This window comes from Maribacter sp. 2-571, assembly GCF_050589625.1.
Classification (GTDB): domain Bacteria; phylum Bacteroidota; class Bacteroidia; order Flavobacteriales; family Flavobacteriaceae; genus Pelagihabitans.
This window is the reverse complement of sequence record NZ_JBNGOP010000010.1, coordinates 50,649-75,715: the sequence shown is the minus strand read 5'-3', so window position 1 is coordinate 75,715 and position 25,067 is coordinate 50,649. Positions and strand designations below refer to the sequence as shown.

At 42.6% G+C, this 25,067-nt stretch carries 25 protein-coding genes; 12 read left to right on the top strand and 13 right to left on the bottom strand.

All coding sequences use genetic code 11. The annotated features are described in order from the left end of the window. Positions 1 to 226 precede the first annotated feature (226 nt). From ACRD7P_RS09125 to ACRD7P_RS09115, 3 genes are all read left to right on the top strand, one after another. Entirely contained in the window at positions 227 to 1,327 is a 1,101-nt protein-coding gene (locus ACRD7P_RS09125; protein WP_430907242.1) for a hypothetical protein, read from the top strand. Between the two features lie 313 nt (positions 1,328 to 1,640). Next, on the top strand, positions 1,641 to 2,780 hold the full coding sequence (locus ACRD7P_RS09120) for a hypothetical protein (RefSeq protein ID WP_430907241.1): 1,140 nt from the start codon (positions 1,641 to 1,643) through the stop codon (positions 2,778 to 2,780). 97 nt (positions 2,781 to 2,877) lie between these two features. Beyond that, complete coding sequence (locus ACRD7P_RS09115; RefSeq protein WP_430907240.1) at positions 2,878 to 3,327, top strand: nucleoside deaminase; 450 nt, start codon at positions 2,878 to 2,880, stop codon at positions 3,325 to 3,327. Positions 3,328 to 3,506: 179 nt separating this feature from the next. On the opposite strand, the gene ACRD7P_RS09110 is transcribed toward ACRD7P_RS09115, so the two are convergent. The 10 genes from ACRD7P_RS09110 to ACRD7P_RS09065 all read right to left on the bottom strand — a co-directional run bounded on the left by ACRD7P_RS09110 (position 3,507) and on the right by ACRD7P_RS09065 (position 14,052). Beyond that, entirely contained in the window at positions 3,507 to 3,701 is a 195-nt protein-coding gene (locus tag ACRD7P_RS09110) for a cold-shock protein (RefSeq protein ID WP_430907239.1), read from the bottom strand. A gap of 165 nt (positions 3,702 to 3,866) precedes the next feature. Then, the gene (locus tag ACRD7P_RS09105; RefSeq protein WP_430907238.1) at positions 3,867 to 4,136 is read right to left on the bottom strand and encodes a hypothetical protein; all 270 of its coding nucleotides are present in this window, start codon (positions 4,134 to 4,136) and stop codon (positions 3,867 to 3,869) included. Between the two features lie 32 nt (positions 4,137 to 4,168). Continuing rightward, positions 4,169 to 5,950, bottom strand: coding sequence for a chloride channel protein (locus ACRD7P_RS09100; protein WP_430907312.1), 1,782 nt, complete (start codon positions 5,948 to 5,950; stop codon positions 4,169 to 4,171). Between the two features lie 30 nt (positions 5,951 to 5,980). Beyond that, positions 5,981 to 6,823, bottom strand: coding sequence for a tetratricopeptide repeat protein (locus ACRD7P_RS09095; RefSeq protein ID WP_430907237.1), 843 nt, complete (start codon positions 6,821 to 6,823; stop codon positions 5,981 to 5,983). Continuing rightward, the gene (locus ACRD7P_RS09090) at positions 6,795 to 7,346 is read right to left on the bottom strand and encodes a hypothetical protein (RefSeq protein WP_430907236.1); all 552 of its coding nucleotides are present in this window, start codon (positions 7,344 to 7,346) and stop codon (positions 6,795 to 6,797) included. Before ACRD7P_RS09090 ends, ACRD7P_RS09095 begins: the two co-directional genes overlap by 29 nt. An 82-nt stretch (positions 7,347 to 7,428) precedes the next feature. Further along, complete coding sequence (gene aspS, locus ACRD7P_RS09085) at positions 7,429 to 9,186, bottom strand: aspartate--tRNA ligase (protein WP_430907235.1); 1,758 nt, start codon at positions 9,184 to 9,186, stop codon at positions 7,429 to 7,431. A 154-nt stretch (positions 9,187 to 9,340) separates the two neighbouring features. Beyond that, a complete protein-coding gene (locus ACRD7P_RS09080) occupies positions 9,341 to 10,039 on the bottom strand; it encodes a TapB family protein (RefSeq protein WP_430907234.1) in 699 nt (232 codons plus the stop codon). Between the two features lie 4 nt (positions 10,040 to 10,043). Next, entirely contained in the window at positions 10,044 to 11,300 is a 1,257-nt protein-coding gene (locus ACRD7P_RS09075) for an OmpA family protein (protein ID WP_430907233.1), read from the bottom strand. Positions 11,301 to 11,422: 122 nt separating this feature from the next. Then, entirely contained in the window at positions 11,423 to 12,175 is a 753-nt protein-coding gene (locus ACRD7P_RS09070; RefSeq protein WP_430907232.1) for a LytR/AlgR family response regulator transcription factor, read from the bottom strand. Positions 12,176 to 12,201: 26 nt separating this feature from the next. Continuing rightward, positions 12,202 to 14,052 carry a tetratricopeptide repeat-containing sensor histidine kinase gene (locus tag ACRD7P_RS09065; protein ID WP_430907231.1) on the bottom strand — a complete coding sequence of 617 codons (1,851 nt, stop codon included), beginning with the start codon at positions 14,050 to 14,052 and terminating at the stop codon, positions 12,202 to 12,204. Positions 14,053 to 14,424: 372 nt separating this feature from the next. On the opposite strand from ACRD7P_RS09065, the gene ACRD7P_RS09060 reads away from it, so the two are divergent. Further along, positions 14,425 to 15,159 carry a DUF4184 family protein gene (locus ACRD7P_RS09060; RefSeq protein ID WP_430907230.1) on the top strand — a complete coding sequence of 245 codons (735 nt, stop codon included), beginning with the start codon at positions 14,425 to 14,427 and terminating at the stop codon, positions 15,157 to 15,159. Positions 15,160 to 15,791: 632 nt separating this feature from the next. Further along, on the top strand, positions 15,792 to 16,232 hold the full coding sequence (locus ACRD7P_RS09055; protein ID WP_430907229.1) for an SRPBCC family protein: 441 nt from the start codon (positions 15,792 to 15,794) through the stop codon (positions 16,230 to 16,232). A gap of 113 nt (positions 16,233 to 16,345) precedes the next feature. Here ACRD7P_RS09055 and ACRD7P_RS09050 read toward each other — a convergent pair whose 3' ends face one another. Then, positions 16,346 to 16,696: a hypothetical protein gene (locus ACRD7P_RS09050; RefSeq protein ID WP_430907228.1), complete on the bottom strand. Its 351-nt coding sequence runs from the start codon at positions 16,694 to 16,696 to the stop codon at positions 16,346 to 16,348. 933 nt (positions 16,697 to 17,629) lie between these two features. On the opposite strand from ACRD7P_RS09050, the gene ACRD7P_RS09045 reads away from it, so the two are divergent. The 5 genes from ACRD7P_RS09045 (at position 17,630) to ACRD7P_RS09025 (ending at position 21,460) form a co-directional block, all read left to right on the top strand. Further along, positions 17,630 to 18,448: an LEM-3-like GIY-YIG domain-containing protein gene (locus ACRD7P_RS09045; RefSeq protein ID WP_430907227.1), complete on the top strand. Its 819-nt coding sequence runs from the start codon at positions 17,630 to 17,632 to the stop codon at positions 18,446 to 18,448. Positions 18,449 to 18,682: 234 nt separating this feature from the next. Next, positions 18,683 to 19,465, top strand: coding sequence for a hypothetical protein (locus tag ACRD7P_RS09040; protein WP_430907226.1), 783 nt, complete (start codon positions 18,683 to 18,685; stop codon positions 19,463 to 19,465). A gap of 238 nt (positions 19,466 to 19,703) precedes the next feature. Beyond that, entirely contained in the window at positions 19,704 to 20,351 is a 648-nt protein-coding gene (locus ACRD7P_RS09035; protein WP_430907225.1) for a DinB family protein, read from the top strand. Positions 20,352 to 20,436: 85 nt separating this feature from the next. Further along, a complete protein-coding gene (locus ACRD7P_RS09030) occupies positions 20,437 to 20,907 on the top strand; it encodes a DUF4265 domain-containing protein (protein WP_430907224.1) in 471 nt (156 codons plus the stop codon). 163 nt (positions 20,908 to 21,070) lie between these two features. Then, positions 21,071 to 21,460 carry a hypothetical protein gene (locus ACRD7P_RS09025; protein WP_430907223.1) on the top strand — a complete coding sequence of 130 codons (390 nt, stop codon included), beginning with the start codon at positions 21,071 to 21,073 and terminating at the stop codon, positions 21,458 to 21,460. 328 nt (positions 21,461 to 21,788) lie between these two features. Here the strand turns inward: ACRD7P_RS09025 and ACRD7P_RS09020 are convergent, their stop codons facing one another. Both ACRD7P_RS09020 and ACRD7P_RS09015 read right to left on the bottom strand, forming a co-directional pair. Then, positions 21,789 to 22,259, bottom strand: coding sequence for a GNAT family N-acetyltransferase (locus tag ACRD7P_RS09020; RefSeq protein WP_430907222.1), 471 nt, complete (start codon positions 22,257 to 22,259; stop codon positions 21,789 to 21,791). Continuing rightward, on the bottom strand, positions 22,256 to 22,738 hold the full coding sequence (locus ACRD7P_RS09015) for a MarR family transcriptional regulator (RefSeq protein WP_430907221.1): 483 nt from the start codon (positions 22,736 to 22,738) through the stop codon (positions 22,256 to 22,258). Before ACRD7P_RS09015 ends, ACRD7P_RS09020 begins: the two co-directional genes overlap by 4 nt. A 163-nt stretch (positions 22,739 to 22,901) precedes the next feature. Here ACRD7P_RS09015 and ACRD7P_RS09010 point away from each other — a divergent pair, with 163 nt between their 5' ends. Together ACRD7P_RS09010 and ACRD7P_RS09005 are read left to right on the top strand one after the other, a co-directional pair. Beyond that, positions 22,902 to 23,534 carry a CPBP family intramembrane glutamic endopeptidase gene (locus ACRD7P_RS09010; protein ID WP_430907220.1) on the top strand — a complete coding sequence of 211 codons (633 nt, stop codon included), beginning with the start codon at positions 22,902 to 22,904 and terminating at the stop codon, positions 23,532 to 23,534. A 244-nt stretch (positions 23,535 to 23,778) separates the two neighbouring features. Continuing rightward, positions 23,779 to 24,873, top strand: a complete 1,095-nt coding sequence (locus ACRD7P_RS09005; RefSeq protein WP_430907219.1) for a hypothetical protein — start codon at positions 23,779 to 23,781, stop codon at positions 24,871 to 24,873. Positions 24,874 to 25,067 lie beyond the last annotated feature (194 nt).

The following is a 25,067-nucleotide window of genomic DNA, read 5'->3' as shown; positions in this document are numbered from 1 at the left end:
AAATTTGAAACCACAAAACTACGTTATTTAAAGATTTTACCATGGTTTTGCCCGGTTTGACAACATACTAGGGGAAACGGGCATGATTTCCATCACTTCTACGTTCAAGTTTTTCCTATAAACAAACAATAAAGCATATGAAATGAGCCATAACAATTCTTGATACCAACCGAAATGATTATTGGCGAATTACATCTGACCATTAAAAAACAATAAATATAAACAGATGAAAATTATTTTAAGATCGGCTGCTATAGCAGCTTTGGTAATGATGGCTTCCTGCGGAAAAGATGATGATGGCGGTTCGGCCGGCGAAATGGCGGAACAGGCCGAATTATTGGAACAAACGCCGTTGGAGGCAAATACCATAGCCGATAATGTAATGATACAGGGCGCTACAAAGGAAGAAGGTGCCCCACCGACACCGAACGGAGCCATTTCCATGGATATTTCGGAGGCGGGAAAAACGGCCTTTCTCAACGAGGGATTTACGATTCCCGTAAGTTCCGATGGGGATATTACAGGGGCCTATTTGCGTTTTAAAGCCAATGATGGTACCGTTTCGGATAGTTATTATGATATCGATATCAATGCCAATCAGGTGTTTGATAAGGCGGCGCGAAAGACCGTTTTCCAAAGAGCCGCCAGAACCTTGGCGTCCAAAGTGGACGAGGCCAATTTGGACATCGACTTCAGCGCGCAGATCGAGCCGGGTACCTTTTGCTACGAAATTTGTGTTTATGATGCCGAGGGCAATATCAGTGATCCGAGCGAAGTATGCGTCACTGTTGAGAGCTGGGGCGGAAACGCGGCCGTAGTCGGCAAATGGAGTTTGGTAAAAGAAGAATATACCTATGCCGGGACAACCGAAACCTATAACATTGGCGAACCGGATTGCGATACCTGGACGACCAGCTGTGCCAATGAGCAAGAATTGGAAATTACGGTGTGCTATACCCAAGAATATGGAACTTTAGAAATTAAAGCTGACGGTTCTTATAGCATCGACTTTAAGGGAGCTGACCAAGATTACGACGATGCCGCGGCAAGCGAATGCGAGTTGGTTTATACGGAGGACAGCACCTACCGCTACCAAAGCACAGGAAACTGGGCCTATGTTACGGCCGAAAACAGGCTCACCTTGGTCGAGTATGGCTATACCGTGGAAGAAGATGGAGAAACTGAAGTAGCTTCCGTTGAGAACGGGGAGGCCGAGCTTTTGTATGATGGCAAAGCGGAAGTCAACGGAAACAGTTTTGTGCTGATCGAAGTAAGCGACTATGACAGTTCCGTGGAAGATATTTCCAAGTTTTACTTTGAAAAGTAAACAGTACTACTGAACTCAAAGCGAGTGCAATGATAAGTAACAAGTCCCCGTCGGAGTTCCGTCGGGGATTTTTGTATTATACCATGGTTTTCGTGCTCCGGTTTTGAAAAAAAGGGGCGTTATATAACCACTTGCCCTTTGTCTCCTTCCGACATCTCCCTTACGCTATAGCGCCTTTTCTCCTCGCCTTTCACTCCGGTTTCCGTTCGTTTGACAACAAAACAAGGAACATGCACATGATTTGTACGAATTATCCGTTCAGATTTTTCTTATTGAACTCATCTTGAGTTTATTTAACAAACAACAAAAACGTATGAAAATTATTTTAAGATCGGCTGCCATCGCAGCTTTGGTAGTATTGGCTTCCTGTGGAAAAGATGATAATGGTGGTTCGGCCGGCGAAATGGACGAACAGGCCGAACTATTGGAACAGACCCCTTTGGAGGCAAACACCGTGGCGGACAATGTGGTGATACAGGGTGCTACGAAAGAAGAGGGTACTCCTCCCACTCCAAATGATGCCATAACTATGGATATCTCGAATACCGGGAAAAGCGCTTTTCAAGATGTCGGCTTTGTTGTTAACGTAAGTTCAAATGCTTCTTTAGCGGGAGCCTATTTAAGGTTTAAAGATGTGGATGGTGCTTTTGCAGATACCTATTATAATATTGACCTGTCCGATAACCTCAGTAAAAAGAAACCGCTTTTGCAATCTCGTTTAGGAAAACCAAACAGAACCTTGCAATCAAAAACAGATGATGCCCAATTTCAGATTGGCTTTAATTCTACCATTAAACCTGGTAAATTTTGCTATGAAATTTGTGTTTACGATGCAAATGGAAATATTAGTAATCCACAGGAAGTGTGCGTTACCGTAGAAAGTTGGGGTGGAAATACAGCGGTTGTTGGGGAGTGGAAGATGGAAACTTGGGTGGACAACAACTATCCTGAAGACTTATACGAAGCCGGTGTTGAAAAATGTGATACGGATGAAAAAAGTATATCTTGTGTTGAAGGAAGTCTGACAGTAACATTCATGCGTGAATTTTGTCAGGAATTCGAATATCAAAACATCATTATAAATGCCGATGGGACCTACAGCGAAAATGAATCTTCAACGTCGACATCCAAACCGCTTAGCATTACGGAACCTGAGGAAATGACTTTGGAAAACATTGGTCTTTTATGCAATGAAAATGCATACGAGCGCTCTGATTTATATGTACATGAAGGAAGTGGAAAATGGTCGTACCTGGCTGAAGAAAACAAAATTGTGTTTGTTCAATTCATGGCGAAAGAGACTTTCGAATATAATGGAGAAGTTGAAATCTATCCCATCGAAGAGCCATATTTATGGTATGGTTCTGGAAACGCTAACGGTGAGCTGAAACTTATCGATGGAAAATTAGTGCTTTCATCGTTCGAAGAAACGACATCGACATTTATAAAATAGCCATTGTTCATTTTTAAAAAAACCCCGGCAATACCGTCGGGGTTTTTTTGTGCCCGATCATAATATTCTTTACTATTGTTCCCTTAAAACCGATGTGATGCTGCTCCCTTTTGATGATGCCTATTTTATGAACAAAGCCATGCAAGAGGCCGAAGCCGCTTTTGAAAAGGGCGAAGTACCCGTTGGGGCGGTCATTGTGGTGCAGGACCGTATTATCGCCCGTGCCCACAACCTTACGGAACAACTGAACGATGTAACCGCACATGCCGAAATGCAGGCCATTACCGCAGCAGCGAACTTTTTGGGAGGCAAGTATTTAAAGGGATGTACGCTTTATGTAACCTTGGAACCGTGCCAAATGTGTGCCGGCGCCCTCTATTGGAGCCAAATCGATAAGATCGTTTTTGCGGCGGCCGATAAAAATCGGGGGTTCTCCGTTTCCGGGACCACCTTACACCCCAAGACCCAAGTACTGGGCGGTATTCTTGAACATGAGGCCAGTGCATTGTTAAAGCGGTTCTTTATCCAAAAAAGAAACCTGAACTAATACCATTTTTGCTTTGAAATTACCCAAACAAAAAGCCGCCATTTTTTGCTTGGACGAAAAAGAAAAATCAAGCATAGCAGTAGCTACGGTTGTTTTTTATTTTGAAGTATTAGCGGAAAAGGGCAATTTTTAATGGGCAATTTCAAGGTAGAAATGGTATAATACCTATTGCGATACCATCAACCAAAGACAACGACCTGTGCGGCGACCATTCCTTTTCTTCCTTCCTCCTCCACATACTCCACCTTATCCCCTTCGTGAAGTTGCGTGCCGTTCAAGGCGGTAGCGTGCACAAAAATGTCCTTTCCGGTCTCGTCGTTGGTAATGAACCCATATCCTTTGGATTCATTGAAAAATTTTACAGTTCCAGTCATACCAATTAAGAATTTAAGTTATACCATTTTAACTTGGAAATGGTATTGTAGGCCGGCCAAACGTTTTCAACCCATTGGAAGCGTTTCAACCGTGCTCCAAAACATTTGATTTATCAATAGCATTTTAAAGTTAAAAATTTTTTGGATCGCTTGCCCATAATTTGGTCATTTTTTGGATTTAAGACCCTGACGCTTAGACTTTTCCTTCTCCCTTTTGTTCATTTTTAGGATATTCTCCTCGTTGAGCATATAGTCCTTCATTTTTTTTCCCTTACTCTCTTTTATGAGGAACAAGGGCATGGCTACCAAAAATAACAGTACCACCCCACTGCCGATGAATCTGTTGGAAAGTAGCTCCGCGGTCTCTTTGATGGAAAATCCATATCCGATACAGCCGAAAGCGGCAAAAACGATAAGTACAATAATATATTTCATCCTTTCTTTTTATTGTCGCGGTTTATTCCCCGCTAGGCGGTAAAGCTCACCAGCTCCTTTCGATAGGCGGTTAATAATTTTGATTTTGAAACAAAACCATAATATTTTCCTCCCTTTACCACCGGAAGGTTCCAAGCCCCACTGCTTTGAAATTTGTGCATTACCCTTTTCATGTCGTCTTTTTCATAGAAGATATGTTCGGGGGCGTTGTGCATAAAGGTTTCTACCTTGGTATTCCGGTATAGGGAAGTGTCGAACATAAATTCCCGAATATCGTCCAAAAGCACAATGCCTACCAAGGCTTCTTTTTCATCGACTACCGGAAAAATATTCCGGGCCGACTTTGCCACCGATTGGTGCAACATTTCCCCTAAGGTCATTTCCGGGGTGACCACTTTAAAATTCTGTTCGATCACGTCGTCAAGCTGCATCAAGGTCAATACCGATTGATCTTTATTATGCGTCAACAGTGCACCGCTTTCCGCCAATTCCTTGGTGTAAATGGTATGGTTCATGGCGTTTTTCATGATCAGGTACGATATGGAAGCGGTAATCATCAAGGGAACGAACAACCCATATCCTCCGGTAATCTCGGCAATCAAAAATATAGCGGTCAAGGGCGCGTGCAACACCCCGGCGATAAGACCGGCCATTCCGATCAGCGTAAAATTACTCTCCGATACCGCGAACCCCAAACCTAGGTTGTTGATAATTTTCGCCACTACGTTGCCTAGGGCACTGCCCATCACCATTGTGGGAATAAAGGTTCCCCCCGCGCCTCCGGCTGCCAAGGTAAGGGTCATTGCCACTGCCTTAAAAATGGTTATGCCTGTCAGTAGGGCGATCACCACCCAACTGTTTCCGATAAAGGCATCGAAGGGTGTTTTTCCCAAGGCGGCCACATGATCGCCATCGAGCAGTTTATTGATGAACCCAAATCCCTCCCCGTAAAGCGGGGGAATAAAATAAAGCATGGCCCCTATGGCCAAACCTCCGACCAACAGGCGGTATTTGGGGCTTTTTAACGGTTTAAATAGGCGTAAGATGCCAAAATACATTTTTGTAAAATAGATCGAGGCAAAACCGGTTCCAACACCCAAAACAATGTAGAACAAGGTATCCTTTACTTCGAACGCCCGACTGATGGTAAAACTAAAAAGCACCTCGTTTCCCAAGAAGAAATAGGAGGTCAACACTCCGGAAATCGAGGCGAGCAATAGGGGAAGTACCGAAAGCAGGGTCAGGTCCATACTAAACACTTCCACTGCAAAAATAATGGCGGCGATGGGCGACTGAAAAATTGAGGCAATGGCACCGGCCGAAGCACAAGCGATCAACAGCGAACGTGTTTTGGCATTGATATGGAACAAGCGCCCAAGGTTGGAACTTAAGGTGGCCCCACCGGCAACGGCCGGACCCAATAGCCCTACGGAACCGCCGAACCCCACGGTCAATGGGGCAGCGATCATTTGCACATAGATCTGTTTTGGCGCAATGATCGCCTTTTTTTTGGAAAGCGCGAACAGGATCGCCGAAATGGCATGGCGCAACTTTTCCTTATGCACAAACTTTACATACAAATACACCAAGGTAAGCCCCAAAATGGGTAGGATAAAATAGAGTCCGTTCGACCGTAGGATACCCTTTTCCAAAATCGAAGCGATAAAATAGGTGGTGTTCTTTAAGGTAACCGAAACCAGGCCCGCCAAAAAACCGACCGCCACACTAAGGATGTGTGTAAAAGTCTTATTGGAGATATTTTTGTACCTCCATTTCAGAAAAGCACTAAATAGCTTATGGTATCGGCCGGCCATACACGTTACTTTCAATTAAAGTAAAGGTATTTATTTCTGCCGAAGAATCGATTCTTTTAGCGTTTTCAGATCAACGGGATATAGTTGCCGCAAGGTCTCTACATAGTTCCTTTGGTTGTAAAAACCACCGTTATAATCGGTGATGGCGTCGTTTACAAGGGCTTCCGCGGCATCGTAGTCCTCTCTTTCGAATAGCACTTTGGCCTTATAGTATTTGGCATCGGCAGACTGTTTGAACAGGCCGATCACCTTATCGAAATCCAAAAGGGCCTTTTGGGTATCACCGGATTCGTAATGGGCGATGCCGCGATAGAGAAATGCGTTGATCTCCACCCAGTCCTCCCCCGTTTCGGCCGTTTCTTTTTGGATGTGCCTGTTCCAATACGCAATGGAACTGTTATAATCCTTAAGCCCAAGGTAGGCGATACCACGCCAATAGTCCACACTATGGCCTTGTGGTTGGTCGATAAAATTAGGGGTAAGGGTATCGGAGGCATTAAAATCGGCAATGGCTTTTTTATAGTCGCGATAAAACCAGAGGTACAAATAACCCCGCCATGGTTGCCAGGTTGCGGCATCATGTTCCACGGCCTTATCGAAAATAGGCTTCCACTTATGGGGCATGCCCCGTTTTAAATAGGCTACGGAAAGTTCCCGAATGGCCTCGGCATAGGTGGTATCCAAAGCGATCGCCTTTTCGATCCTGGTCATGCTTTCCGGGGAGCCCTGCAACAAGTGGGATCCCTCCTCGTACACCTGCTCGGCAAGCGCTTTGTCCTGAACGGCCGCGGTTTTTACCGTACTATTTTCGCCACAGGAAACGACCCATACGACCAAACCGATACTAAGGCAATATTTCCACAACTTTTCCATGTTCCAATTTGAAGATGATATACATATACAGGTCCCTTGGTTCTTTTCTTTCCAAGTTTGCCCAATTTTCAGGTTGCATCGTCAAACCGACCAACTGCTCCACCATGGCATCGTCCAGATCGATCACTTGCATATCGTTGTCCAGTTCGTTCACTTCCAAATCGCCCAAATCGCCTTCGCAATCGATCAAAAACCTTAGGTTTAGGTAACCGCTATCGGTAAAACCCTCGCTGTTATACCGTTCTTGAACGTACTTTCGAAACGTGGGCTTGCCGTTCTTGTAAATATGGGGTGCGGTACTGTGATAAAAACCGATCGGTAACCGATCGCTACAGCGCTTAAAATCCTTTGAAAAGTCGGGGTTTTCGGGAGAGAGATACCCGATATGGTGCGGATATTTTTCGGTATCCAAATCAAACTTTCCCTGCACCTGATAGTACAGGAGTCCAAACCCGGACACGGCTATGAACAACAGCCCTAGACCGATGAACAGCCCCAGTTTTAGGATTCTTTTTTTTCCCATGCTTAAAAATAAGCATAAAACCAAACGCTTTTCGTCCCGTTACCGCACTCCATACCAAAAAAGGTACGAACGGTACATTTGGCTATTCCAACGGCACGTTCAACCGAAGGCCGAGCTCTGTCAACTGCGCGTCATCTATGGTTGCCGGAGCATCGATCATCACATCGCGACCACTGTTGTTCTTGGGGAAAGCGATAAAATCGCGGATGGTTTCCTGTCCGCCCAAAATGGCGACCAACCGATCCAAGCCAAAGGCAATGCCCCCGTGTGGTGGCGCCCCATATTGAAAGGCATCCATTAAAAACCCAAACTGCGCCTTGGCGGCTTCGGGCGTAAACCCTAGGTGCTTGAACATTACGGCCTGCATTTGTTTGTCGTGGATACGAATGGATCCCCCACCGATCTCGTTTCCGTTCAATACCAGATCATAGGCATTGGCCCGTACGGCACCGGGATCCGTTTCCAATAGGCTTAATTGCCCTGGTTTTGGAGCGGTAAACGGGTGGTGCATGGCATGGTAATGGCCGGTTTCCTCGTCCAATTCCAACAGGGGAAAATCGATTACCCATAACGGGGCGAACTCTTTTGGGTCCCTAAGGCCCAAACGTTCGGCCAGTTCCATACGCAGGGCGCTCAATTGTGCCCGTACTTTATTGGTATCCCCAGAAAGCACGCAGATCAAATCTCCGGGTTTTGCTCCCGTTACCTGTGCCCATTGCGCCAGATCGTCCTGATCATAAAACTTGTCTACGGACGATTTGTAACCGCCGTCGTCATTACAACGGCAATACACCATGCCCAAAGCCCCTACCTGCGGGCGTTTTACCCAATCGGTAAGTTTATCGATCTCTTTTCGGGTATAGCTATTGGCACCGGGAACGGCAATACCCACCACGAGCTCGGCGTTGTTGAACACGTTGAACGCTTTGTGTTGGGCAACACTGTTGAGCTCGCCAAATTCCATTCCGAATCGAATGTCCGGCTTGTCGTTACCGTATTTTTTCATGGCGGCATCGTAGGTCATTCTTGGAAATTTCTCGATGTCCACACCGTTGATTTCCTTTAAGAGGTATTTGGTAAGCCCTTCAAAGGCATCCAAAATATCTTCTTGTTCCACAAAGGCCATTTCGCAATCGATCTGGGTAAATTCCGGTTGTCTATCGGCCCGTAGATCTTCGTCCCGAAAACACTTTACGATCTGGAAATACTTGTCCAGACCACCGACCATCAGTAGTTGTTTGAAGGTCTGTGGCGATTGTGGCAGCGCGTAAAACTGTCCTTCGTTCATACGGCTCGGCACTACAAAATCGCGGGCGCCCTCCGGGGTGGATTTGATCAAATAAGGGGTCTCTACTTCTATAAAACCGGCATCGGAAAGGTATTTTCGGACCTCCATGGCCACCTTACTGCGAAAAATGAGGTTCTCTTTTACGGGATTTCTACGGATGTCCAAATAACGGAACTTCATTCGAAGATCTTCGCCCCCATCGGTCTCGTTTTCGATGGTAAAGGGCGGTGTTTCGCTTTGGTTCAGTACCGTGAGTGCCGTGACCAGTACTTCTATATTTCCAGTGGGCAAATTCGGGTTTTTTGATGCCCGTTCAATGACCTGTCCTTTTACTTGGATCACAAACTCCCTGCCCAAATTTCGGGCCTGCTCCAATAATGTTTCGGAAGTACGGTCCTGGTCGAATACCAATTGGGTTATGCCGTAACGATCGCGGAGGTCTACCCAAGCGACAAAACCTTTGTCCCTGGTTTTTTGTACCCATCCGGAGAGGGTCACCTCTTTTTCAATGTCCGATTCCCTTAACTCCCCACAATTATGGCTTCTGTACATGGCAGTGCGATTTTAAGGCGCAAATTTAAGAAGTTATTGTGGTTAGCGGGCGGTTTTGGCACCTATTTTCATTGGAACGGGGTATTTAAGCGTTCCTTTGCCAACAAAGGGCCAAACACCTTTTACCCGCGGAAGGTTACCCGAGAAGGCCATGTTACCGGATTTCCGACAGTTCGTAATAATCGATAAGCTTTCCATTTTTATTGTATGACTCGGAACGTACCACCGCCCTATCGTCCAAATACCATTCCTTACCGGTGCCCTTTATTTTTATGATCCCGATCTTAGATTCAAAATCAAAGGTGACCACCTGGCAATCAAAGGTTCCGGCCGGGGTCGTCAATTGCTCCTTCTCGTGTATCTTTCTATTAAAAACATTGAACGTCATGGTCACCAAAGTAAAACCGCTCTTGTTCACTTTTATGGAAATGTCCCCATCTTCCAGCATATCGCCCGGGCTTACGTTCGTGTGGAAGGATAGCACGGACCCATCTACTTTTAGTTCCACGTCATCGGCATTGTGCTCGGACAATTTTCCCATATCCACAAAACGCATCATATCAATTGTAAACAGCCCATTTTTGCACCCGGCACCATAATTTGCGCTGAACGTTTCCTTGCCCTTTTTGTCGTACACTACGGTCTTGAACTCCGCTTCCATACCGCCGTCAATCTGCTCCACTTTTAGGGTTTCGTGCGAGTTGGTCCCCTGCACCTTGCCCTTTTTGGTGTACTGGGTATAGGTAAGTACCGAACCTTCCTTAAAAAACACGGCCGATTTGCATTCTTGGGCACTTATGGCCACTGTCGCGCATAGCAAGGCGATACCTACCAGAATTTTACTGTTTGTCATCTTATTATTTTTTTAGGATAAATTCCACCCTGCGGTTGGTCGCCTTTTCCTCTGGTGTGGTATTGCCGTTCAACAATTCGCCCTCTCCTTTGCCTTCGGTGGTAATCCTTTCCGCCGCGACCCCATTTTGGATCATTTGCGCTTTTACCGCGGCCGCCCTGGCCTTTGATAATTTCATGTTGTCCGCTTCATCGCCATCAGCGTCGGTATGGCCCACTACCAGAAAATTCCAATCGCTATTGTCTTTCATCAGGCTGGTCAGTTTGTTCAGCACGCCCAGTGACTCTTTTTTCAACGTTGCCTTTCCCGAATCGAACAAAATACCATTGGTCACATAGCTGCCGTCCGATACGATACGTTTGTACATTTCGCCCCCACCATGGGCGATGCGTATATTTTTAATGGCGATTTTAACGTCATCCAAACCGGCCGATGCATGTCCTTCAAAATCAATAGCAAATGCTTTTGGCACAACATTGATCTTGGGTAGGTTGGCAATTCTTTTTTCGTCATAATAGAGTTTAAATTTTCCCTTGTAATAGGAAAGGGAGATGTGGTGCCACCCATTCAATTCTCCCAAGGAAACTTCTTCTAGCGGGAATGTATAATCCCCGACATGCCCTTCCGTTTTTCCACTCCTAAAAGCCAAATTCACATTCGGGTATTCGTTAGGTTCCCGGTAATTATCTTCACCAAAATACAAGTTGTAATAGGCCCATGAATTATTGTTTTCCCTGCTCAAATCATCGATGAAGACATCGAATTCAATAGTGAACTCATCCGATAGGTAGCCGCTTTTTTCGAACAAGGGGGTTACCCTGTTGTTATACGTTGCCAGCCCCATGATCGTGTTGTCATCATTTAAACGGACCACCTCCGCACTTCCGGAGACCAAATCCCATCTCGAGGGGAATTCACCCACTTCTTCCCGCTTTAAATCATCATAAAACACCACCTTTTCGCCCGGAACAAATTTATAGTTGCGCCAAACCTCAACTTCATTTTTAGTTGTACCCGTTTCCGTTTTTGCGTTTTCGGGCCTATCGGAATCCGATCGTTCTTTATCGGTGTCCTTTTCCGTATCCTTCTTTTTTTGGGGTTTCTTTTCACCCTCCAATACGTCGTCGATCTTTCGATCCACCTGTTCTTCAACCTTTTCCGATGCTTTTTGTTTGATCTTCTTCCAAAGCTGTGCCTCAGAGGTATGTGTAACCCCTAAAACCAGTAGTGCCAATAGTAATTTTGATATGCCGTTCCCCATTGTCGTTTTCTTATTGTAGTACAAAAACCATACTAAATATAGGCCATAACAAAGCCGTTACGGTGCCCAATGAGCGTTTGATACCGATGGTTTAGAATTTGATAATTCCGATCGAGAATTTTTTAAAGACGATCGAGAAAACGGGTCAGAACCGCTTTTCGGCTTTGGGAGACCGGAACTTCCCTGTTTCCGGAAAGAAGCAACATATCGTTCTTTTTATGGTAAGATCTGATATGGTCCATGTTGATCAAAAAACGTTGGTGTACCCTCAAAAAACCACTGTCCTTGAGTTGCTCCTCATACGTTTTCAATGTTTTTGAGGCGAGCAGTTTTCTATCGTCCTTCAAATAAAACTGGGAATAGTTATTGTCCGATGCAATATAAACGATGTCTTTGACCGCTACGATATGAATAGCGTCCAAATTTTTCAATACCAGTTTCCTGTCGGCATCCGAAGTGTCGAGATTATGATAAAAAGCACTCCATTGTTCCGTATACACGGCATGGTCCAAAGCCGAAATCACTTTTTCCACGGCTTGCACCAGATCGGAAGGCAGGTAGGGTTTGAGCAGATAATCCAATGCACTGAAACGAAAGGCCCATACGGCATACTTATCAAAAGAAGTGGTGAAAATAATCTTGAAGTTAATTTGGGGCAACCCCTTCAATAACTCGAAGGCATTGCCGTCCTTTAGGTTGACATCGAGTATCACAAAATCGGGTTGCTTTTCCTGTAAACGTAGCAGTGCCGTGGCTACGTCGGAAATGATATCGGTAATCGCTACATTTTTGAAATGGCCCAAAATGATGTCCTCGGCCATTTCGGCCGCAAAGGTATCGTCCTCGATAATAATGCATGAAAGCGGTTTCTCCATAACTCAAAAGTACGGTGGATCGGCCATTAGATGTCGTATTTCATTGGAAAACTAAGATACACCTTGGTTCCGTTATCGGCATATGTCGTTTTCACCTTGCAATGAAAGCGATGTGTTTTTTTAAGATTTTCGATACGGTTATCCAGGATTTTGGTGCTCATGGACCGATGCAGCTGATTGGCATTTTTCTGCTCCGGTCGGGGGCCTTTACCATTGTCGGAAACTTCGATCTCCAATCGGTTTTGCTTCAATCCATAGCGCACGGTTACCATACCGTCCGCGGTACCTTTCAACCCATGTAAAACGGCATTTTCCACATAGGGCTGGGTAAACATTGGGGGAATAAGCAGCATTTCGTCCTTCACACTATCGGCAACATCGATTTCAAAACCCCATGCATCGTTGGTATTGAGTTTTTGTAGTTCCAAATAGGCCCGTAAGGCCTTTATGTCTTCTTCAATGGTTATAAAGTCCTGATCGGAGCTTTCCAAAATTGATCGCATCAGCTTGCTAAAGCTTCCCAAATAACCGACCGACTCTTCTTTCTTCCCCTTGAAAATAAAACTCTGGATGCTATTCAGCGCATGGAACAAAAAATGTGGGTTCAGCTGCGTTTGTAATAATCTGTGGCGAATTTGGGCCGTTTTCAACGACTGTTTTGTCCGTTGCTCGCGATACCAGAAAAAAACGGAAATCAAGAGCAATAATCCTAGAATGGCGGTAGTCAAAAAATACGCCCGTTGGGTCTTTATCTTGCTATTGTTCAAAGCGTCCTTTGTACGAAGCACCTCTATTTGTTGTTCTTTTTTTTCGGATTCGTACTTTTCGCTCAGCTCTGCAACTTGCTTTGCTTGCGAGGCGTTCACGATTGAATCCTTTAAGCTGGCATACAAATTGGCATAGCGAAGTGCCGTTGTAGGCTTGTTTTGCAATTCATAGGCCTCTCGTAAATTATTGTAAGCCAACACGCGTACATCGGCCTGTGCATTTTTGGGTATGGTCTCTAAATAGGCAATTGCGGCATCGGGCCTGCCCTGTTGCAAATAGGCATATGCAATGTTGTTGACGACCACATCGGTATTTTTTCCAAACCGTTTTTTGTTTTCAAGTCCTTTTTCTCCATAGGCGATGGAGGTATCGAACTCCTTTTTCTCCAAATAAAAATTACAGAGATTGGAATATATGGTTCCCAAAAAAATAGGGATCTTATTGTTGACGGCCAATTGCTCCGCTTCCAGGGTAAGGGAGATCGCTTCATCCAGTTGACCATTGTTAAAGGCTACTCCCGCCAAATTGGTAACAACTTGCATTTTTTGCGGTTCCTCGTCCTTGAGGAAAAGTAGCGCGCTATTCAAAAAACGACTGGCCTTATCGGTATTTCCCAAGCGGGCATGAATGCCTCCCAGGTTGGAGTATATTTTGCCCAAACTGCTGGTATCCTTATTTTTTTCACCAAGGTCCAGGGCTTTCAGGTAATATTCGACGGCTTGTTCAAAACGTTGTCCGTAGTTGAAAACGGTTCCTAAATTTTGGTATGCCGTTGCCAGGGCGGCCCCATCGATCTCCGTTTCGGCTATATTCTGCCGTAATAGTTTTTCGGCCTCGTCAAACGCTCCCTTATAAATGTGGATGATCGCTTTTTGGTTTTTTATCGCGATTTTAAGCCGATGATCGTTAAGCGATAAATTCCGTTTTTCGGCCTGTAATGCATAATGCATGGCGCTATCCCGATCGGTCAACGCATATTGTTTGGAAGTCGCCAGCGCCTTTTCGACCTGCATGATCGGTGTATCGTTTTTTTGGCCCCTTAGGGCACCCGACACTATTGAAAGGAGAAGCGTCAAAAAAAGTGTTGCCTTTACCCGAACACGCTGCATAAAATTCATTTAGCTATTAAAAATATGCATTAAATGGCAGGGAAAACAGTATCCTTGGCGCATTTCACGAACAATCGTCGGAATCATTGGAATAACCGCTAAACCGCTGCAAAGAACCTTAGACGGAAAGGGCATCGGGACACCCCTTGTACAGTTGCTTGTGTTGCCCTCTTTTTTGGTCCCTTTATACGCTTGATGGATCTGTAGGACAAAAGCGCGCCCCTATTACGTCCGGCCCATTGGTTAGGACTGTTTGAAAAATACACCCATTACGGAAGCTTAAAATCACCAGAAGCGCCTTGTAGGGAATACCAAAGCACCAACTTTTTCCGTTTGATAGGAGTAGTCCTTGTAAAAACCCATCCTCGCGCAATGCCGTTCACCGCCTCACATCCGGCCCTGATACTTCCCCTGCTGAAAAAGCGATGGGTTTCCGCCTCCGGTCTGATCATGGGCAGCATGGTGCCCGATTTTGAATTTTTTCTACGAATGGAGGCCCATGGTCCGTACGGACATGGTTTTTGGGGCATGTTTTGGCTAAACATTCCCTTGGCGCTCGGTTTTATCTGTCTTTATCACCTAATGGTGCGGAACGCGCTCATTCGGAACCTGCCAAGCTATTTTGAACGTCGTTTTCGGATCTTTACAAAATTTGACTGGCTTTCCTATTTTAAAGCACATTTTTGGACCGTAGTCCTTTCGGTGTTGATCGGAAACCTTGCCCATTTGCTATGGGACGCGTTCACCCATTTCGACGGTTTTTTTGTCATCCATTGGCCCGTATTGGAAAGGAACGCTTGGGGCCTGCCCTTGTACGATATCCTCCAATATGCCTTTAGTCTTGTTGGTGCCCTATGCATTCTAAAATACATAGCATCCTTGCCCACGGGCCGGCCGGTAGCTAAAGTGAAAAACAACCTGTGGTATTGGTCATTGCTAACGATTGTTTGCGCCCTTGTCATGACCGTTCGGTTTTGGGGCGTGCCCGGCTTCGATTTTGACGACCAAATCGTATGCCTGTTGCTATCGTTTATGGTGGGGCTGTTGGTCGCTTCCTTGATCGATCCCTATCTTAAAAACAGGATACGCCGACCTCTTCGTGAATGATACCGTTATTGTAACACTACCCATAAGCCTTGTTCTTCAGCGTATACCTGAAGGTTTCCCACTTTTTTCGGAGAATTTAAAATCGGAAGCCCTTTAAATGGTGAAGAAAAACCAAGCATAGTAAGTAGCTACGGTCGTTTTTTATTTTGGAATGGTTTATACTATTTCTCCCGAACCATCGGGAGGCTAAAAATGATGCTTTTTCACACTTTTTTTGATTTTTTTCCCTTCCGTAGCCCTGCTATACAACTCGAAAAAGGCTTTAAAAGGGCAAAAAAACATGTCCGCAAGCATCGGAATCGCTTCAATCCAAAAAGTGTAAACAACTACTTGAAGTATCAATAGAAAAGGGGAATTTTTAATGGGTAACTTAAAGGTTGAAATGGTATTGCCCCATTCACATATGGTACCTACAGCCAAGAATCACTAAAATAGCCCGATCGCAATCGTTGACGGGGATTCAAGCCGAGAAAGAAGTGTAAACGTTGGACACCAAAACGACAGACAAAGCATTTCGAATTTTACATTTTTTTGAGGTCGTGCCACAATTTTTGGATGAAACAGCACGGAAGTTACCATAGGTTCATTGGATTCCAAAGGTGGTTTTGGAATTTTGCAGCTAAAACCACAGGATGATTCCATTACACAAACAAAAGAACCATCATTTTCAGTATTCGATCTTGGTAAACAACTCCCGCCAAAAGGTTTGGGATTTTTTAACCGATGTAGACCGATGGAAAGATTGGGACACCGAGCTTAAAAGTGCAACGCTTACGGAACCGTTCGCCTTGGGCGCCAAGGGCATACTTACACCAAAAAAAGGCCCTAAGTTAGAATTTAAAATCAGTGCGTTAACACCTCTTGAATCGTACACCTTCCAAACAAAAATGCCGGTGGGAACCTTGGAAATAAAACGGACACTTGAACGCAAGGGAAACCAAATAGCATTCACGGACGATATTAAATTTACCGGGGCTTTAAAGTGGCTATTCGGACTGCTATTGGGCGGGGGTTTTAAGGCCGTTTTGCCCGAGGTAATGGCAAATTTCAAACGCCTTGCCGAGCAAGCATAAACGCATGCCAAACGGGCGGACCGGTCGTCGTTTAAAAACCTAAGGAGATAGTCCTGTCAAACCAGAACAAATACCGTTTTAATTTTGAAATGGGTTACCCTATAAAAAACGTTTTAAACGGAAAGCATTTCTTCTTCCATCTCTTTGGTTTGGAGCAGCCTTTCCAGTTCCATTACAATTTTCTGATGCCCGAGCTGAATCGTTTTGATATCTTCGGGACTATAATTGATCGGAATTTCGATGGGACGGTGCACCCTATGTTCCTCCAACAGTAAAATCATTTTCCGTTCTACCGGTCTAAGTGTTTTGGTCGACTTTAGCAGTTCCCCGTTAAACGTGAGTTCGAACCGGCCAAAATTGTCGGCCGAGGGTACAAAACGTATTTCCCCTTTACAGTCGCCAACGCCAAAATTAAAGCTGTTCCCCTTCCTTAAACTGTGCTCATTCGGTTTCGATGATTTCATGGAATATGTATTTAAATTTAGAAGTTTCCTTTATCGTTTATTGGCATCGGACCAGTCAATGGTTTCTTAACAACCGATGCGTATTGGTTTTCAGTTGGGCTTCCCTTTAACGAAGCATCGTCGATCAAACCGTACGCATCATCGTATGGATAACGTAAAAAACGTATTGACTATAATCTTTTTCCTACTCCTGATATATACGGGAGGAAATTCGGTCTTAGATGACGCCATTTCAGCATATTCGTGTAGTTCAACGATCAAAATGTGCAAGTGGCCGAATTCTGGTGAAACCAAGTACCGAAAAGGGATAGTGTTGTACGCACTTGATCGTTAGCAGAACAGCTTCGCAAAACGGTTCGTATTTGAACAAATATTGCTTTAGGCCATCACTTTATACGGAATATTTGATTGCAAAACGGTCATAAACAACCGGCCTTTTTTGAATACCACGGACACTAAGGCTCCTTTCAAGTTTACGGTAAACATGTTTACAATCTTGGCGCGATTGAAAAACGGATATGATCATTGAACGGACCACAGCCAATCTTAACAGTACAACAAGAAGGGGAATTCAATGAATTCGTAAGAAGGGTCTTAATAAAGTTTTCAAACAAAAAGCTATATTCGTTACATCTTTGTACAAAGCGTATCCTTTTACCCATTGTAGCTAACATGAAACAGGCCGAAACGAAATTCAAACCAACGCTTTATAACTAACTGGCAATTGAAGGGCGGCGTAATTGCAAAAGACTGTGGGGTACCCTTTTGGAAACTCTTGCAACAAGTACGGGAACATGCCTTTTGCAATACCTAGTTGAAAAGGAAAAAATAAAGGAGATATGTTTTTGTTGGTTTAGTGTCAAAATGGGTGTATACGGATATATTTTACAGCTATATAAACAAGTTATATGCAACCTAAAGAAACATTATCGATTGAAGGAAAGTACAGCCGAATATTACGTTTACGTTTATATTGACCCGAGAAATTTTGAGGAATTTTATTATGGGAAAGGAAAGGCGAACAGAAAAGACGCTCACCTGAAAGACGACTCGGACTCTGAAAAATCAAAACGAATTAAGGCCATTTTTAAAGCTGGCTTAAGCCCAATAATAAAAGTAATTGCAAAAGAGCTGACTGAAAGAGAAGCTTTCCTAATAGAAAAAACCCTAATCTGGAAATTAGGAAAAAATCTGACCAATCAATCGTCTGGTCATTTTGCCGAAAAATTTCGACCACACGACACTTTGCATTTGGATTTAGCTCATTTTGACTTTAAAAACGGACTTTACTATGTTAACGTTGGCGAGGGAAAGCATAGAAATTGGACTGATTGTAGAAAATATGGCTTTCTCACTGCTGGACAACATAGAAAGTATAGTGACCCAATTAGAACTTTAGTCAAAGGAGATATTATTGCTGCATACTTGAAAGGATTTGGCTATGTCGGAATTGGACGTGTGAAAAAACAAGCTGTTAGAGTTAATGATTTTAAAATTGGAGGAAAATTATTGAACACATTGGAATTAAACGCTCTCGGATATTATAATAATTGCGATAATGAAAATTCGGAATTTCCTGTTCAAATTGAATGGATAAAAAGTGTTGACAGAGAAAATGCGAAATGGAAATCTAAAAATGGTCTTTTTTCATCACAATTAATTAAGGCTTCCTTACAAGGACAACCGAAAACAATAGAATTCTTAGAAAAGGAATTTAATATAAATTTTAACGAAATAATGTTAGCGGAATGAAGAAAAGACAGCTGCTAACAATGGCTAAGAAAACATAGGGCTTTAGGACAAAACCGAAAGGCCTGTGTATACTTATGAAGTCGCTAAATCTTATGTCCCGACCCTTCGGGGTAGCTTTGGACAAAAGAAAAAGCAAAACAAAACGGTTTGGCTAATTGCATGACGGAAAGCATGTGCTAACTTCCTCCTTTACTGCTCATAGCTAAACCCTTGTAGACAATATAAACCAACAGAATGAACAGAAAAATAATCACACTTTTACTTTTAGCAATATTCACGAATTCTGGGTATGCTCAATCTAACAAAATCAATATTAAAACTAAACATTTGACGAAAGCGAATTATCTGCAAATGGATGATTTTTATTTGACTCATTATTTATACACTGACCTGTTTCTAAGAGAAAATCTATTTCCCGAAGCGAGTCCTGAAGATGTTTCTTCTATTCTAAAAGCGCTTAAAAAGTATGTTTCTGTAGAAAACAAATTAGACATTGAAATTGAAAAGCCTGGAAAAAGAAATTACTTGATTCGATTTGCAATTTTAAAGAAAGATGACAGAACTGAACTTTTAATTGCTTTCACAAATTGGAGTGTAAAGAAAAAGGAATTTGAAAAAGAAATAAAAATGGAAAATGATTCCTACACGAGATGGTATTTTCTAAATGGAAACAAAATGACTTATCGAAAAGATATGTCTGACCAGAATGATTACTCGCATATGAATAAATCTGACCTGGCCAATGCATACTTATTCGATGAACTATCTGAAAACGATTCCGAGATAGAAAGCACAATAGCGGAATATCTAAACCAAAATGATTTAACCGCTTCGGATAAAATTATGGCTAATTTAATTCTCTTAAAATATCTAATCTTTAGAAAAAAGAATGATAATGTCACTATCCAAACTGAACACTTGACTGAATTATTTGAACAAAATAAATCTGAATCAAATTTGAGAGGTTTACAGATGACTTTTGATGCTACGAAATATCAAATAGAATTAATGAAATAAATATGATGTATAACAATGGCACCCGTTGCACAAGTCCATGATTTTGCAGAACATGAATCGTATTTAAGCTCCTTTACGGTGCTTTTTTCTTGACAATTGGATGTACAGTTATGATTTCCGGTGCTATGTGGAGCGGCCCAATAGGTCATAAAGGAGGGTTTTAGCGCATACCGCCACGAGCATCCCCGAGAATTAAAAGATGATGATTTTTAAATAATTACAAAACGTTACTCAGAACATGAAGAATCAACCAGAGCATAACAACAGAAGAAATTTCTTAAAAAATTCTACCCTTTTAACTTGCGGATTAGTTTCTATTCCATTCGCTGGAATTGCTAATGAATTACCCAATCAAACTGAAGATAGTCTCTATATTATTGGGCCGAGAGACGGATTTGACCCGCAAGTTGGAACTTTACTATCAACTATGAACATGATGAGAGCTTGGGTTATCAATAGTGTGAAAGATTTAACGGTTGAGCAACTTGACTTTCAAGTCGATGAACAATCAAATTCTATTGGAGCTATGTTACTACATTTAGCCGCAACAGAGAAATATTATCAACTGCATACTTTTGACGGTCTTGAATGGGGAAAATGGAGTGAAGACATTAAGTCCGAATGGGATGTTCCCTCAGGACTAGGGAAACGTGGTAGAGAACAAATAATTGGAAATGAAGTTGGTTACTACCTAGAAAAACTTAAAGAAGTAAGAGCGCACACAAAAAAGGAATTTGCAAAAAGAGGAGATAAGTGGCTTATGGAGATTGATCAGGATTGGCCATGGGGTCCAACCAATAATTATTGTAAATGGTTTCATGTTTGCGAGCATGAGTCCAATCATCGAGGACAAATGAAGTTTGTTATAAAAAGATTGCCATCTTAAAAACATAGCTAGTAAGTGCTAAAACGAAATATAGTGTGTTTTTATACGCTAGGTTTCATATACAAATCGTTAGGCTCCATTAAAAATGAACGAAGAAGGTTTAGTGAACATACATATTGACTTACCAAATCATTGGGCAATTGGAGGAGAATCCCTTTGGGCAACTCCACTAGGGAATGACTTGTTCAGAATTGAAAATGTTCCTTTTTATGCTTACGGATTAAATTTTCATGATGTTGTTAAAGCAATCCCCGAATCTGACGAATTAATTCCTGAAGTAAGAGAGCTTGTGGAATTAAGTGGACATAGGACTTTTAGGGTATTTTTTGAAAAAAGCATAAACCGAAAAAAACAGGAAGATGTTTTAAACTCAATGCAGATTTTGACTATTTCCTACGAAAGAGCGAACGATATCTTTTTCTCACTGGATATGCAACCAGATGGAAATTACCAAGCAGTATTTGATAGACTAGATGAATTGGAAAAAGAAAATATCTTAGAGTTTGAAACCTGCGAAGCCAAAATGGATGGGAGTTTCGATGATTTACCCGACTAGAACTAAAATAACTGAGCCTATTCAAGGCTATAATTTATAGCTGCAATTCGTTAAATTGAGACTTAGAAACTACCAACGGTCGGATGTGCTATAGCTGGAAATCTAACGATTTCTAACGCCACCACAAATCATGAGCCAAACCGTTATAAAACCGTCCAAAAAAATGAACATTAGAGATGTGTTTAACTTCTCAGAAAATCGAATACTAATATTAATGTTCGATGATAAAGAGGTTTTTTACGGAACGATGGATGACGAAAATACATTTGTTTACGCCAAGTATAAAACCATAAATTATTACAGAACTTCAAGAGACTATTTTGACAAAAACTCAAGTTTTATTGGACCTTCAGAACTTACCGAGAAGGAATTAGAAATTCATAGACCAGATTTACCATTAAGATTGAATTGCTTTACTGGATTCTTTTGGTCAACAAAATTCCTCGAAAAAGAAACTGATTTCTATAGTTTTTTAAAGTCGGTCGGAATAAGGAAAGAGCAACTTGAAGGTTTGGCCAGTTCAAAAGTTATTGTAATTCCTAATAGCCAATAACAGTCAAACAAAAAGCCTATTTTACTGGAAAGTTTGAATAGTTCATTTTCGGGTCAAGAGCTAATGAAGGAATGTTTTGGAATTCAAAGAGAATATGTTAAGTCAGACAAACCATACTTCTCAAGATTTAAAAAAACTAAAAAAGGCTTATCAGGAATTGGAATGTATCGCTTGGGAATTAAAGGAAACGTGCCGTCCTACTATTTAGGTGGCGAAATCAGCATGGCGGAGTGGTTCGTAATAGAAAATAGATAGCCATGCACAACAACGATAAGCGTTGTACAAGCTCCTTATTTTATTCCGTGGCGAAAACCCCCTTTTTGCCTTTTCAAACGTTCAGCTCCATACGTATGTTACACCGTGCGTACTGCAACTTCTCGGGTATCGCGATCTCTTTAAAACCCACTTTTTGATAGAGCTTTATTGCAGGCTTTAGCAAGGTATTCGAGTCGAGAAACAGCCTTTTCAGATTGTTTTTTCCGGCAAAGTCGATACAATGGTACATCAATTTCTGCCCTATTCGTAAGCCCTGAAATGTGTCGGTCACCGCCATTTTGGAAAGTTCGAAGCCCAGGTTTCCGCGATGGATCAGGGCTACCGTCCCTACGACTTCCGTACCGGCGAGCGCGAAGAAAATGTACCCTCCCGGCTCTAGAATATGTTCTTTCGGGTTTTCAAGTACGTTTCGATCGTAATCCTCAACGTAGAAATAACGTTCCAACCATTCGATGTTTAAGCGTGCAAAGGCGTCCGCATAAACTTCTTCGTACCCGACAATCCTTACGTTAGCGTTTTTCATTGTGCATCGTATTTTTCTTTGAACCTATCCAAAAGGCTCTTGTTCCTAAGATCGTTCTCCAGATCCCCCAATTTGGATAAAAACTCCTCGTTTATAAGGGTTTCTATAATTGTGGTAATCAAGTCCCATTGTTCTTGCAGTTCTGGCAGGTATCGCCGGCTTTTTTCGGTCAACTGCAAATACGTTTTGCGCGAGTCCGTTTCGTGGGGCATACCGGTCAAAAAACCCTTTTCGCGCATTTTGCCCGTAATCTTGATGACGGCCGGGTGGGAAAGGTCAAGTTTTTTGGAAATTTCAGTTACCGTCAACCGCTTTTCATCCTGTAAAAGAAGAAAGACAAGATGCCAGTTCGGTGCTATGGCAATGCCGGAATAGCGATAAACATGCTTCGCGTCATACATCAATGTATCGCTCAGCCGCTTAATCCTGGCGGTAAATCCCTTGAACCCTAATGCTACTAAAAAATCTTCCTTTTCCATAAACGTAACCGGTTACGTAAATATACTATTTTTTAGAAATATCTCCTATCCAGTTTCCGTTTTCCTGCCGATAGTATAGGGACACCTCTTTCCCTATTCAAAAAAAGGTTTGATTATCTTAGGGTTGGCAAATTTGTGAAAAGACCGACCAATCCCATCCGAAATGACAAAAAGGAACATTGTAATAGCATCGCCATTTTTAATAATTGCCACAAATTTTGGAGTAGCATTTTTGTTCGGAGCACTTATCGGAAAGTGGGCATTTATGCCGATGGTATTGATTGGCTGGGCCCTTTGGCTATTTTTTATTTTAAAATATGGCGGACCGGACTCCATCAAAAAATGGTTACAAAAAACAAAAGGAGGATTTGGTTGGGGTGTTCTGGCATTGACCGTCGGGCTAATTCCGTTGCCTTTATTTTTGCTTCATAATGGCACCTTATCCAGTTGGGAAATTGTAATCCCATGGCTGTTGTTGGCAATTATCAATCCCTGGTTTGAAGAGTTCTATTGGCGTGGACTTCTTTTGGACTACACAAAAAATTGGCCCAGTTGGACTTCCATTTTGTTTACCAGCGTACTTTTTGCGGCAAACCATGCTGCATTTGGAATCAATTCCGTAGTGAACAATGGATTTGAATTGGTGATTTCCACGCTCATAATGGGCCTTGTTTGGGCCATAATCTATAAGAAAACCAAAAGCGTAAGATGGCTTGTGTTTTCACATTTTTTAGTGGATTTTTTGAGTTTATCGACACCCGCATTTTTAGATTTATTCGAGAAAGGGAGTTGGTAGTGGAACGCATAAAAACCTTTTGCTATCAAAACCTGAATGCAACCCGGATCTAAGGCTAAAACCGATGGTCTTTGTATTTTTATAAGGTCGCAAAATTCCATACGTCGACGCCTAGGGGTAGCCGAAACGGCATCACCAACAACCAGCGTTCAAAAGATTCGTGGTCGGCACCGGGGTTACGGCCTTGCGGCGGTATCACTATCCGAAGCACTGAGTACAATCAACCATTACATTAAAAGACAAAATGACTGCGCGCAACCTAAAACCATTATCCCTACCCAACAAATTTGTACTGAGGTTCGTGTTTCTATATGTGCTACTTTACATCTACCCTTATGGTTTTGAGTACATAACGGAAATGAATACCGATGATTTTTCCTTTTGGAAACCACCCGTAATTTGGTTCGGAGAAGTCTTTTTTGGCTGGGAATTCGACGAAGATCGATTGCTCAACGGCTTCGATTCCAAATACGATTTTGCCCGGTTTGCGCTTGTGGCCTTTATTTCCGTTGTAGGCGCAGCAATATGGTTGTTCATTGATTCCAAAGTTAAATCGGAGTACAACGAAAAGCTTAAAATTCTATTGCAGACCGTTCTTCGCTACCATATAGGGCTCACCTTACTATTGTACGGGCTCTCGAAAGTTTTTTTACTGCAATTCGGGATGATGGACATTGATAGTTTAGAGACAAAAATTGGCGATTACAATGGAATGGGCTACCTATGGGCCTTTATGAGCTATTCCAAGTTTTATGGCATATCGGCAGGACTTATCGAAGTAGCTGGTGGCATTTTAGTATTGTTTCGAAAAACCACTTCATTAGGAGCTTTCCTTCTGCTGATAGCAATGCTCAACGTTGTATTGATAGATATCGGATTCGATGTTACCGTAAAAATGTTCGCAATTCACTTACTGCTAATGACCATACTCTTGTTATGGAACGATTTAAAACGATTAACTCATTTTTTCCTGAAAACCAGGGCAACTACTTCTGCTAACTTTTTACCACTTTTTACCGGAAAAAAAGGAAAGAAAACCGGATTGATTTTGAAGGCCATAGTACTATGTTATGTGATCCTCTCATTTGGCAATGACATGAGCGAACGAATAGCCACCCAACATACCAATAGGTATAAAAATTTGACCGGACTACACGATATTGAACTTTTTGTAAAGAACGGGGATACCATTCCAACTGATGATACCAAGGGTAACCGGTGGGATAAAATGAGCATCAAAGGGCTTTCCTACCTACCCGAAACGCTATTGATAACAAAAACCGACAAAAACAAGGGCGCGTTACAAATTCACCGCGGATACCCTGGCAAAAGAAATTAACCTGACTAAAATGTACAGCGATTCTTCAAAGTCCTTTACACTTACTTACGACTTTATTAAACCGAAAATAGGTACTTATAAGGGAATTTTTGAGGGGGATACCCTTTGGATGAGAACAACGGTCAAAACACTTGAAGATTATAGACTAACCAAAAACGGCATGCTCTGGATAAGGGATCTCAAACGATAACCCC

What these genes read in the sequence shown, in the direction of transcription:
- ACRD7P_RS09115 (WP_430907240.1), top strand. Translation starts at nt 2,878, where the DNA reads ATGCTGCTCCCTTTTGATGATGCCTATTTTATGAACAAAGCCATGCAA.
- ACRD7P_RS09075 (WP_430907233.1), bottom strand. Translation starts at nt 11,300, where the DNA reads ATGGGGAACGGCATATCAAAATTACTATTGGCACTACTGGTTTTAGGG.
- ACRD7P_RS09060 (WP_430907230.1), top strand. Translation starts at nt 14,425, where the DNA reads ATGCCGTTCACCGCCTCACATCCGGCCCTGATACTTCCCCTGCTGAAA.
- ACRD7P_RS09110 (WP_430907239.1), bottom strand. Translation starts at nt 3,701, where the DNA reads ATGACTGGAACTGTAAAATTTTTCAATGAATCCAAAGGATATGGGTTC.
- aspS (WP_430907235.1), bottom strand. Translation starts at nt 9,186, where the DNA reads ATGTACAGAAGCCATAATTGTGGGGAGTTAAGGGAATCGGACATTGAA.
- ACRD7P_RS09105 (WP_430907238.1), bottom strand. Translation starts at nt 4,136, where the DNA reads ATGAAATATATTATTGTACTTATCGTTTTTGCCGCTTTCGGCTGTATC.
- ACRD7P_RS09070 (WP_430907232.1), bottom strand. Translation starts at nt 12,175, where the DNA reads ATGGAGAAACCGCTTTCATGCATTATTATCGAGGACGATACCTTTGCG.
- ACRD7P_RS09020 (WP_430907222.1), bottom strand. Translation starts at nt 22,259, where the DNA reads ATGAAAAACGCTAACGTAAGGATTGTCGGGTACGAAGAAGTTTATGCG.
- ACRD7P_RS09100 (WP_430907312.1), bottom strand. Translation starts at nt 5,950, where the DNA reads ATGGCCGGCCGATACCATAAGCTATTTAGTGCTTTTCTGAAATGGAGG.
- ACRD7P_RS09125 (WP_430907242.1), top strand. Translation starts at nt 227, where the DNA reads ATGAAAATTATTTTAAGATCGGCTGCTATAGCAGCTTTGGTAATGATG.
- ACRD7P_RS09055 (WP_430907229.1), top strand. Translation starts at nt 15,792, where the DNA reads ATGATTCCATTACACAAACAAAAGAACCATCATTTTCAGTATTCGATC.
- ACRD7P_RS09005 (WP_430907219.1), top strand. Translation starts at nt 23,779, where the DNA reads ATGACTGCGCGCAACCTAAAACCATTATCCCTACCCAACAAATTTGTA.
- ACRD7P_RS09010 (WP_430907220.1), top strand. Translation starts at nt 22,902, where the DNA reads ATGACAAAAAGGAACATTGTAATAGCATCGCCATTTTTAATAATTGCC.
- ACRD7P_RS09120 (WP_430907241.1), top strand. Translation starts at nt 1,641, where the DNA reads ATGAAAATTATTTTAAGATCGGCTGCCATCGCAGCTTTGGTAGTATTG.
- ACRD7P_RS09035 (WP_430907225.1), top strand. Translation starts at nt 19,704, where the DNA reads ATGAAGAATCAACCAGAGCATAACAACAGAAGAAATTTCTTAAAAAAT.
- ACRD7P_RS09030 (WP_430907224.1), top strand. Translation starts at nt 20,437, where the DNA reads ATGAACGAAGAAGGTTTAGTGAACATACATATTGACTTACCAAATCAT.
- ACRD7P_RS09040 (WP_430907226.1), top strand. Translation starts at nt 18,683, where the DNA reads ATGAACAGAAAAATAATCACACTTTTACTTTTAGCAATATTCACGAAT.
- ACRD7P_RS09050 (WP_430907228.1), bottom strand. Translation starts at nt 16,696, where the DNA reads ATGAAATCATCGAAACCGAATGAGCACAGTTTAAGGAAGGGGAACAGC.
- ACRD7P_RS09025 (WP_430907223.1), top strand. Translation starts at nt 21,071, where the DNA reads ATGAACATTAGAGATGTGTTTAACTTCTCAGAAAATCGAATACTAATA.
- ACRD7P_RS09090 (WP_430907236.1), bottom strand. Translation starts at nt 7,346, where the DNA reads ATGGGAAAAAAAAGAATCCTAAAACTGGGGCTGTTCATCGGTCTAGGG.
- ACRD7P_RS09015 (WP_430907221.1), bottom strand. Translation starts at nt 22,738, where the DNA reads ATGGAAAAGGAAGATTTTTTAGTAGCATTAGGGTTCAAGGGATTTACC.
- ACRD7P_RS09095 (WP_430907237.1), bottom strand. Translation starts at nt 6,823, where the DNA reads ATGGAAAAGTTGTGGAAATATTGCCTTAGTATCGGTTTGGTCGTATGG.
- ACRD7P_RS09065 (WP_430907231.1), bottom strand. Translation starts at nt 14,052, where the DNA reads ATGCAGCGTGTTCGGGTAAAGGCAACACTTTTTTTGACGCTTCTCCTT.
- ACRD7P_RS09080 (WP_430907234.1), bottom strand. Translation starts at nt 10,039, where the DNA reads ATGACAAACAGTAAAATTCTGGTAGGTATCGCCTTGCTATGCGCGACA.